Origin of the sequence: Nonomuraea sp. NPDC049750, assembly GCF_040659625.1 — a bacterium.
Lineage (GTDB): Bacteria > Actinomycetota > Actinomycetes > Streptosporangiales > Streptosporangiaceae > Nonomuraea.
Genome location: NZ_JBFANB010000058.1, coordinates 37,942 through 47,829, shown reverse-complemented (window position 1 = coordinate 47,829; position 9,888 = coordinate 37,942). Strand labels below are relative to the sequence as shown.

Sequence of the window (9,888 nt, the reverse complement as noted above, 5' to 3'; positions counted from 1 at the left end):
ACCGCAGGCCGCGACCGAGGGCAACCCCTTCGCCGGCAAGGCCAACAGCGGCGCCACCTGGACCAACGACATCAGCCACGGCGATCTGGTCCGCAGCAACCCCGATCAGACCATGACTGTTGACCCCTGCAATCTGCAGCTGCTCTACCAGGGACGTTCCCCCAGCTCGGGCGGCGACTACGGTCTCCTGCCCTACCGGCCGGGTGTGCTGACACTGCAGCGCTAATGGCGTGGCGGGCTCGGGCAAGGGCGGCCCCGCCCGGGTCATGGTGAACCGGGTCCTGGACGCGGCGGACTGGAAGTGTCCGCCGTGCCCAGGACCCAGGACCATGCCCCGCCACCTACCCGCCTGAGGGAGACACCTGGTCAGACCCGCCCCGCGCACGGTCCTGTGCACCCTGGGCGCGCAACCTTGATCTTGTGAGATCCCCGTCGGCCCCACCGTAGCTAGACTGCCGCCATGACCATGGAGTCGTCCCCCCTCACCATCGCCCAGCTCGCCGAGCTGGCCGGAGTCTCCACCGCGACGGTCTCCAAGGTAGTGAACGGCCGATCCGCGGTGTCGTCCGAAACCCGCGCCGCCGTGGAAAAGCTCATCCGCCAGCACGGCTACCGGCGGCAGCGCCGCCGATCCACCTCGCTGGCCCTGGTGGAGCTGGTCTTCCACGCGTTGGAGGGCGACTATCCCGTCGAGATCACCAACGGCGTGGCGGAGGTGGCTCGTGAGCACGAGATCGTGGTGGGAATATCGGACCTCCGCCGCGACCACACCGCTGGAGACGCCTGGGTGGAGGGTGTGCTGCGACGCCGTCCGAGCGGAGTGATCGCCGTGTTCTCCGGTCTGACGGAAACCCAGCACGAAACGCTCGCCCGCCGCGAGATCCCGCTGGTCCTGCTGGATCCGGCCGACGCTTCCGGCAAGAACATCCCGTCGATCGGTGCCGGCAACTGGAACGGCGGGCTCGCGGCCACCCGCCACCTCTTGGAGCTCGGGCATCGCCGCATCGCCATCATCACCGGGCCTGACTCCGCGCTGTCCAGCCGGGCCCGTCTCGACGGCTACCGCACCGCCCTGGACATGGCCGGCGTGCCCGTTGACCCGCGGCTGGTCGCCCGTGGGGACTTTTTGATCGAGGGTGGCCTGGCAGCGGCACTGCGCCTGTTACGCCTGCCCGACCGGCCGACCGCGATCTTCGCCACGAACGACGGTCAGGCCATCGGCGTCTACCACGCGGCTCATCAGCTCGGCCTGCGCATTCCGGACGATCTCAGCGTGATCGGCTTCGACGACATGCCTTCGGTACGGTGGGCCATCCCGCCGCTGACCACCATCCGCCAGCCCCTCAGACAGATGGCCTCCGCGGCCACCTCGATGGTGCTGAAGCTCGCCCATGGCGAGCCGCTGTCACACAGCCGCATCGAACTCGCCACCGAACTCGTCGTCCGCGACAGCACCGGCCCTCCCGCACGCCTGAGCTGAAGCCCGGCCTCCGGGGCAGCGGGGCGGCCGCCTGCTCACAGGTGAGCGTCAGACCGGCGACGGGCCGCTGCTCTCCCGCGCGATCAGTTCCGGCTCGTTCCAGGTCGAAAGGGACAGGGCGGCCTCCGGCTGCAGCCTGCGCAGCAGCAGGCCGAAACACGCGCGGCCGAGACCCTCGAAGTCGAGCCGTACGGTGGTGAGCGAGGGGTAGAGGTAGGCCGACGCCGGGGTGTCCTCGAAGCCGACCACGCTGAGGTCGCCGGGAATATCCCGTCCCGCCTCGCGCGCGGCCCGCATGACGCCCAGGGCGAGATCGTCGCTGCCGCACAGGATGGCGCTCACCGAGTGGTCCGCCAGCAGGGAGCGCACGGCGAGATACCCGGAGCGGGGAGTCCAGCCGGCCTGCAGGGGCTCGGGCAGGGGTCGTCCGGTCGCCCGGAGCGCGTCCTGCCAGCCACGGGTCCGCTGCGGAAGCGCACTGGTGGAGGACGGAATGGCCACGTATTGGACGGTCTTGTGCCCCAAGCTCAGCAGGTGGCGCGTCGCGTGCGCCGCGGCGGCCCGGTCATCCAACCAGACCTCCCATGGATCGTCGCCCGAGCCGCTCTCGGGGCGTTCAACCGCGGCTGTCACCAGCACGTCCGGCGGCAGCGCGCGTAACGCGCGCACGCCGGGGCCGTCGTAGGCGATCACCATGACGGGCTCCTGGGGCCGGTTGAGGCGCAGAGCGATGTCCGTTTCGCTCGCGCCCGGCTCCAGCACGCTGATGCCCACCGAGAAGCCAGCCGCCCTGGCCGCCTCCTCCATGCCGCGCAGCGTGGCGGCGGCGCCGAACAGGGCGGTGTCCGAGGTCAGCACGGTGACCGAGCTCACCGGGCCGCCGGCCAGCGTCCGGGCGAGCCGGTTGGGCCGGTAACCGAGCTCGGCGATGACCTGCATCACCTTGGCCCGGGTTGATGCGCTCACACGGGTCTTGTCGTTGATGACGCGGGAGACGGTCTGCTGGGAGACGCCGGCCACCCGGGCGACGTCCCAGATGCTCGCGGACCGGCCTGGTGGAGTGTCGTTCGGTGGCATGTGACCGGTACCCCCAAAGATGTCGAGGGCCTTCACGTTGTAGGTGTCGGCCGCCTCCGTCAAGGGGTAGCCCGCCTTCCTGAAGTCGGTGACGTCCGCTCCCTTGATTCCTGCCGTCAAGGGAGAATGGCGACGAGAACTCCATCGTCTGGCGGAGGAGGAGCCGGTCCGCGCGAGTTTCCGCGAACCGGCTCTCAGCAGTTTGGTCAGCTACGGGTCCACTTTTGGTTGGATCCGCCCCAGCAGGAGTAGATCTGCACCTTGGTTCCGTTGGCTGTGCCCGCGCCGACGACGTCCAGGCACTTGTTCGCGCCGACCGCGGTGACGGTGTCGTCGGAGTTGATGCGCCATTGCTGGTTCGCCTGGCCGTTGCAGTCCCAGATGATCACGCTGGTGCCGTCCGCCGTGCCGCCGCCGTTGACGTCCAGGCACTTGTTGCCGTAGACCCGCAGCTCACCCAAGCTGGTGGAGGTCCACTGCTGGTTGCCCTGGCCGTTGCAGTCCCAGATCTGGGCTTGGGCGCCGTTGGTCTGGGAGGCGTTGGCCACCTCCAGACATCTGCCGGAAGAGGTGCTCTTGATCGTGCCGCCGCCCGTGGGAGGCGGGGTGGAGCCACCGTTGAGGGCGTTCAGGACGGCGTCGTAGGCGGGTTTCTTGTTGTAGTTGCCGTCGAAGAGCAGGGGTGTGTCGCCGCTGCGCCATGAGTATTTGTCGGTGATGCCCCAGACGGTGATGCCCGTGCAGCGGGAAACCGCCATGCAGGCCTGGGTGACGCGGCGGTAGGCGTCGGCCTGGGCCGAGCCGGAGCCGCCGATGTCCAGCTCGGTGATCTGCACGTCCACGCCGAGCGCGGCGAACTGGGCGATGTTCTGCTGGTAGTTGGCGGGCGGGTTCCCGAAGTGCGACTGCAGGCCCACGCAGTCGATGGGGACGCCGCGGGCTTTGAAGTCGCGAACCATGTTGTAGACGCCGCGGGTCTTGCCGGCGTTGGCGTCGTCGATGTTGTAGTCGTTGTAGCAGAGCTTGACGTTGGGGTCGGCGGCGCGTGCGGCGCGGAAGGCCTCTTCGATGAAGCCGTTGCCGAGCTTCTGGGTGAACACCGAGCTGCGCAGCGTCCCGACCGCGCCACCGTCGGCGAAGGCCTCGTTGACCACGTCCCAGGCGTAGATCTTGCCCTTGTAGTGGCCCATCACCTGGTTGATGTGGTTGGTCATCGCCGAGCGCAGGTCGGCGGCCGACATGTTGCCGTTCACCCATCCGGGCAGTTGAGAGTGCCAGACCAGGGTGTGGCCGCGGATCTTCATGCCTTTGCTCACGGCGTGGTTGACGATCTGGTCGGCCGGGCCCCAGTTGAACGAGCCACGGGAGGGTTCGATGGGGCCCCACTTCATCTCGTTCTCGGCGGTGACCCCGTTGAACTCCCTGTCCCACGTCGTCACATACGCCGACTCGCCGAGATGACCTGCCGCCACCGCGGCGCCGAAATAGCGCCCGCTTTGCGCCGCCGCCGCGCCCAATGTTCCCGCGGCGGCGCCTGCGGGACTGGCTGCCACCAGCGCGGTGAGTATGCCGAGTGCGCCGGCGAGCAACGCCCGGGCGCCCGATGCGAGTACGCGTTTTTCGCCCATGCCTGAGCCTCCACTAGGGGATGCGGAAGAGAGGGTTCGGAAGAGTCCGTGCGAATCAGCACGCTGCCTGCCGCCTGGACCGCGTCACGAGCCGCGCTCCTGCCGTCCACCACCGACCTCGGCAGAAGGCAGCCCGTTCGGGGACTCAGTGTGGAAACCGGCACGAAACATGTCAAGGGTCTCCCGAAAGTTTCGCCGCCTCCCTCGTGACCGTCGGCCGCTCGACTCATGGCCGGCACGCTTCGACACTGGGCGTTTCGTGATGGCCTGCCGCAGGCAGCGTTGATGAACGTTTCATCAGCGCCGGCTCCGTGGACGGTGACGGGTCTCCGGCCGGCGAAAGGAGAGATGTCCCAGCGCCCCGCACCATTTGCGCCTCGATGGCCGCAGTCCCTTGCCGCGGCGCCAGCAGTAACCACTGCGTCCGGTCCTTGACATGCTCCGGGGAAGCATTTAGACGCTGTGTTATCGATAACGCACTTTTCGCCTTGGCCGGCCGACACGACGCCACCTTCCGTACGACTTCATAGCCCGCCCACCGCGCGTCCTCCCCCTCCCGAGAGGCTCCCGCCCATGTCCTCGACGTCGTACTCATTCAGCCGCCGCAGGCTGCTCAGCACGGCCGCGGTCGCCACCGTCAGCGGCCTGCTGGGCACCAGGCCCGCGCTAACGGCCAGTGCTCCGAGCAGCTACACGCCGAGCTGGTCATCGGTCGACCAGCACCCGCCGGCTCCGGAGTGGTTCCAGGACGCCAAGTTCGGCATCTACTTCCACTGGGGCGTGTTCAGCGTTCCCGCCTTCGCCAACGAGTGGTACCCGCGCAACATGTACAACAACGGCTCAAACGAGAACAATCACCACAAGAGCGTCTACGGTGATCCCTCGGTGTGGCCGTACCACAACTTCATCAACGGCGGCCGGGACAAGGCAGGCAACTGGCTGCAGTTCGCGCCGAAGCTGAAGTCCGCCGGCGGCAATTTCGACCCCAACGAGTGGGCCCAGCTGTTCGCCGACGCCGGCGCCAAATTCGCGGGACCGGTGGCCGAGCACCACGACGGCTACTCGATGTGGAACAGCAGGGTGAACGAGTGGAACTCGGTCGCCACCGGGCCCAGACTCGACCTGCTGCGATTACACGCCGACGCTATCCGAGCCAAGGGCCTGAAGTTGCTGGTGTCCCTGCACCACGCGTTCAACTTCACCGGCTTTTACCAGTGGGTTCCGTCGCAGTCCACCACCACCCTCAAGAAGCTGTACGGCCAGCTCGACAGGGCCACGGAGAACCAGCTCTGGTACGACAAGCTCAAGGAGGTCATCGACGGCTACCAGCCCGACATCATCTGGCAGGACTTCAACCTGAGCCAGATCCCCGAGTCCCAGCGCCTGAACTTCCTCGCCTCCTACTACAACCAGGCCATCGGCTGGAACAAGGACGTGGTCGCCACCTACAAGGACGGATTCAACACCAAAGGCGAGGTCTTCGACTACGAACGCGGCGGGCCGGCCGACATCCAGAATCCCTACTGGCTGACCGACGACAGCATCTCCAGCTCCAGCTGGTGCTACACCGCGGGCATCGGCTACTACTCCCTCAACGCCATGCTGCACGCGCTGATCGACCGGGTCAGCAAGAACGGCAACATGCTGCTGAACATCGCCCCCATGGCCGACGGCACCATCCCGTCCGGGCAGCGGTCGATCCTGCTGGGCATCGGGGACTACCTGCAGCGTTTCGGCGAATCCATCTACGCCACCCGAGCCTGGGCGAGCTACGGCGAGGGCCCCACCAAGATGGGCGGCGGCTCCTTCGTCGAGCCACGACCGGGAACCAACCGGGACATCCGCTTCACCCGCAGCAAGGACAACACCGTGTTGTACGCCACCGTGCTGGGCTGGCCGGGCGGCACACTGGACATCACGACGCTGAACTCGAACCGGATCAACCTCGGCAACCTGGCCTCGGCGCAACTCCTGGGCTCCACGGCCGGCTCGTACATCAACCTGCCCAACCGCGCCCAGGACGGTTCCGCCCTGCACATCTCCATGCCCTCGTCCACCGCCCCGTTCAGCGCCCCGGCGTACGTGGTCAAGCTGACCTTCAACGGCCAGATCCCCGCCCCGGGCTCGGGCCCCCTCCCGACCACCTGGGTGAGGATCACCAACGTCACCACCAACCTTTCCCTCGACAGCGGCGGCAACGTCGCCTCCGGCTCGCCGCTCAAGCAGTGGAACTACGACGGCAGCACCAACCTGCAGTGGCAGCCGGCGGACCTGGGCAACGGGTACTACCGGCTCGTCAACCGCACCAACGGCATGGTCGCCGACAGCGGGGGCAACACCGCCAACGGCGCCTACTGCCTGCAAGCCGCCTGGAACAGCGGCAACAACCAACAATGGAGACTCAGCAACCTCGGCAACGGCCGCTACCAGATCATCAACCGCGGGACCGGCACCGCACTGGACAGCGGCGGCAACACCACCGTCGGCTCCAACGTGAAGCTATGGAGTCCCGACTCCAGCACCAACCTGCAATGGACCATCACCGCGGTCTGACGCGATGGCCGCCGACGAGCCACGATGAGACTTTCAGCGTTGACCCGCGGCAGGCGCGCCCTTACACCGTGGCGTGTTATCGATAACGCATCTCTGGATCGACTCCGAGCAGTGCCGCCACCGATGCCGCCTGTCGCGGAGAACACCTCGTCCACGCCGTCTCCCCCCTGCACCCCTTGCGACTGATCCTCCCATCGACGTACGCCGACATCGGATCGGCAGAGAGAGTTGCACGATGTCAAAACGCAGATCCTTAGTGACCGCCTTAGCGGTCGTGGTACTCGCTGTCCTGGTGGCCGCAGGTGGCCCGGCGCTGAGCGCCAGCCTCAGCACGACCGCCACAGGCACAGCCGGCGCCTTGGCGGCCTCTACGGGATGTGGCAAGGCACCAGGGCTGGCCAGTGGTACGCGTTCGATTCAGACCAGCGGCAAGAATCGCAGCTACATTCTCAAGGTCCCCGACAACTACGACATGAACCACCCTTACCGGTTGATCTTCGGCCTCCACTGGCTGGGTGGCACCGCTACCGATGTCGCCACGGGTCAGACCGTGCAACGGGACGTCTGGGCCTACTACGGCCTGCAGCGCCTGGCGAACAACAGTACGATCTTCGTCGCCCCCCAGGGCTTCAACAACGGCTGGGGCAATTCCAACGGTGAAGACCTGACCTTTGTCGACGACATGGTCAGGCAGATCGAGGGTGCTCTGTGCGTCGACACCACGCAGCTGTTCGCCACGGGTTTCAGCTACGGCGGCGCCATGTCGTACGCGATCGCGTGCGCCAGGGCGAACGTCTTCCGTGCGGTCGCGGTCCAGTCCGGCGGGCAGCTGAGCGGGTGCAGTGGCGGCGCCCAGCCCATCGCCTACATGGGGATCCACGGCATCCGGGACGGCGTGCTCAACATCTCCGGCGGACGATCTCTTCGTGACCGGTTCGTCAGGAACAACGGCTGCACCGCCCAGAACCCGCCCGAGCCGGCGCAGGGCAGCCTGACGCACAGAGTCACGACCTATTCGGGGTGCTCGGCCGGGCATCCGGTCGTGTGGGCCGCGTTCGACGAAGGTCACATCGCCGCCCCGCAGGACGGGGCGGGCGGCGACAGCGGCTCCCGGACCTGGGTCCCGGCGGAGGTGTGGAAGTTCTTCACCCAGTTCCAGAGCGGCCCGACACCGACACCAACGCCGACGCCGACACCGGTTCCGGGGGTGTGTTCGGCGACGGTCGAGACCGTCAACAGCTGGGAGGGCGGCTTCCAGTCGACCGTCACGGTCTGGGCGGGCAGCGCGCCGGTCGACGGCTGGACCGTGAAGTGGACCTGGCCCAGTGGACAGAGCATCAGCAGCCTGTGGAACGGCACGCAGAGCGGCTCCGGCTCCGCCGTGACGGTTCGCAACGCCTCCTACAACGGCTCCATAGCGGCGGGCGCGTCCACCACCTTCGGCTTCACCGCCACCGGCACCGCGGCCACTCCCACCGCCACCTGCACCAGCCCTTGACCCTGCGTTCATCGGGGCGGCCGATGCCCCCTCACCGAGGTCGGCCGCCCCGCCCGATGTCCGTCGCTCACCTCAAGGAGGGTCCTTGCGCAAGGTGGGAGTTCTTCTCGCCGCCGGCATTCTCGTAGGCGGTCTGATCGCCCTGGAAGACCAGGCGGGCGCTCTGGAGAACGGGGTCGCCCGCACGCCCCCCATGGGCTGGAACAGCTGGAACACCTTCGGCTGCAACATCAACGAGACGCTGATCAAGCAGATGGCCGACGCCATCGTCGGCTCCGGCCTGCGCGATCTCGGCTACAAGTACGTCGTGGTCGACGACTGCTGGTTCAACCCCACCCGCGACTCCACGGGGAACTTACACGGCGATCCGTCGCGCTTCCCCGGCGGGATGAAGGCCCTCGGCGACTACCTGCACGCCAAAGGGCTGAAGTTCGGCATCTACCAGGTGCCCGTGGACAAGACCTGCGCCCAGTACTTCGGCGGCTACCCGGGCGCCACCGGAAGCCAGGGTCACGAGGTCCAGGACGCCAAGCAGTTCGCCGCCTGGGGCGTCGACTACCTGAAGTACGACTGGTGCTCGCCCAACGGCACCATCGACGACCAGGTCCGTACGTTCGCGAAGATGCGTGACGCGCTGGCGGCGACCGGGCGACCGATCGTCTTCAGCATCAACCCGAACAGCATCCACGCGAAGACCGGGCCTCAGCGCGACTGGGGCGACGTCGCCAACATGTGGCGGACGACCGAGGACATCACCAACAAGTGGAACACCGGCCAGACGAACGGGTACCCGATGGGCATCCAGAACATCGTCGACGTCACCGTCCCACTCGCGTCGTACGCCAAGCCGGGCGCGTTCAACGACCCCGACATGATGGAGATCGGCCGAGGCGGCATGACCGACACCGAGATGCGCAGCCACTTCGCGCTCTGGGCGATCATGGCCTCGCCTCTCATCGCCGGGAACGACCTGCGCACCATGGACTCGGCGACGACGACCATCCTGAAGAACCAGAACCTGATCGCCATCAACCAGGACCCGCTCGGCCTGCAGGCACGCCAGGTCAGCAACGACGGAACCCGGCGCGTGCTGGCCAAGAAGCTCGGCAACGGCGACGTCGCGGTCGCCCTGTTCAACCAGGGCGGCAGCACGACCACGATCAGCACCACCGCGTCCGCGATCGGCCTGGCGGGCGATTCGTTCACCCTGCGCGACGCGTGGACGAACACCGTCAGCACCAGCACCGGTACCATCTCGGCCGGCGTGCCGTCGCACGGCACCGTCGTGTACCGGGTCAGCGGCGGCACCTCCTCGACGCCGACGCCCACGCCGAGCGGTTGTACGGCGACGTACCGGCTGGTCAACGACTGGGGCACCGGCTTCCAGAGCGAGGTGACCGTCAGCAACAACGGGCCGTCCACGCTCAACGGCTGGACCGTGAAGCTGACACTGGCCGGTGGACAGACCATTTCCAGCCTCTGGAACGGCGTGAACACCGGCACCAGCGGCGCGGTCACCGTCAAGAACACCGCCTACAACAGCACCATCGCCGGCGACGGGGCGACGACGTTCGGTTTCACCGCCACCGGCAACGGCTCGACCGCCCCCACCGGCGTCACCTGCACGACCCCGTAGTGGAACCTCGCGCCTC

Annotated in this window: 7 protein-coding genes; 5 read left to right on the top strand and 2 right to left on the bottom strand. The window is 67.4% G+C overall.

Features of this window, described 5'->3' with window-relative positions:
• Together AB0J16_RS58355 and AB0J16_RS58350 are read left to right on the top strand one after the other, a co-directional pair.
• On the top strand, positions 1 to 226 hold a 226-nt coding region (locus AB0J16_RS58355; protein ID WP_358557665.1), incomplete at its 5' end, for a non-reducing end alpha-L-arabinofuranosidase family hydrolase.
• Positions 227 to 460: 234 nt separating this feature from the next.
• Positions 461 to 1,480 (top strand): LacI family DNA-binding transcriptional regulator, encoded by a 1,020-nt coding sequence (locus AB0J16_RS58350; protein WP_358557662.1) that lies wholly within the window; start codon positions 461 to 463, stop codon positions 1,478 to 1,480.
• 48 nt (positions 1,481 to 1,528) lie between these two features.
• Here AB0J16_RS58350 and AB0J16_RS58345 read toward each other — a convergent pair whose 3' ends face one another.
• A complete protein-coding gene (locus AB0J16_RS58345) occupies positions 1,529 to 2,677 on the bottom strand; it encodes a LacI family DNA-binding transcriptional regulator (RefSeq protein ID WP_358557659.1) in 1,149 nt (382 codons plus the stop codon).
• An 86-nt stretch (positions 2,678 to 2,763) separates the two neighbouring features.
• Complete coding sequence (locus tag AB0J16_RS58340; protein ID WP_358557657.1) at positions 2,764 to 4,185, bottom strand: endo-1,4-beta-xylanase; 1,422 nt, start codon at positions 4,183 to 4,185, stop codon at positions 2,764 to 2,766.
• A 573-nt stretch (positions 4,186 to 4,758) separates the two neighbouring features.
• Here AB0J16_RS58340 and AB0J16_RS58335 point away from each other — a divergent pair.
• The 3 genes from AB0J16_RS58335 to AB0J16_RS58325 all read left to right on the top strand — a co-directional run bounded on the left by AB0J16_RS58335 (position 4,759) and on the right by AB0J16_RS58325 (position 9,872).
• A complete protein-coding gene (locus tag AB0J16_RS58335; protein WP_358557654.1) occupies positions 4,759 to 6,738 on the top strand; it encodes an alpha-L-fucosidase in 1,980 nt (659 codons plus the stop codon).
• A 256-nt stretch (positions 6,739 to 6,994) separates the two neighbouring features.
• The gene (locus AB0J16_RS58330; RefSeq protein WP_358557652.1) at positions 6,995 to 8,236 is read left to right on the top strand and encodes a cellulose binding domain-containing protein; all 1,242 of its coding nucleotides are present in this window, start codon (positions 6,995 to 6,997) and stop codon (positions 8,234 to 8,236) included.
• A 94-nt stretch (positions 8,237 to 8,330) separates the two neighbouring features.
• Positions 8,331 to 9,872, top strand: coding sequence for a cellulose binding domain-containing protein (locus tag AB0J16_RS58325; RefSeq protein ID WP_358557673.1), 1,542 nt, complete (start codon positions 8,331 to 8,333; stop codon positions 9,870 to 9,872).
• The last annotated feature ends 16 nt before the right edge of the window (positions 9,873 to 9,888 follow it).

What these genes read in the sequence shown, in the direction of transcription:
- AB0J16_RS58335 (WP_358557654.1), top strand. Translation starts at nt 4,759, where the DNA reads ATGTCCTCGACGTCGTACTCATTCAGCCGCCGCAGGCTGCTCAGCACG.
- AB0J16_RS58350 (WP_358557662.1), top strand. Translation starts at nt 461, where the DNA reads ATGACCATGGAGTCGTCCCCCCTCACCATCGCCCAGCTCGCCGAGCTG.
- AB0J16_RS58340 (WP_358557657.1), bottom strand. Translation starts at nt 4,185, where the DNA reads ATGGGCGAAAAACGCGTACTCGCATCGGGCGCCCGGGCGTTGCTCGCC.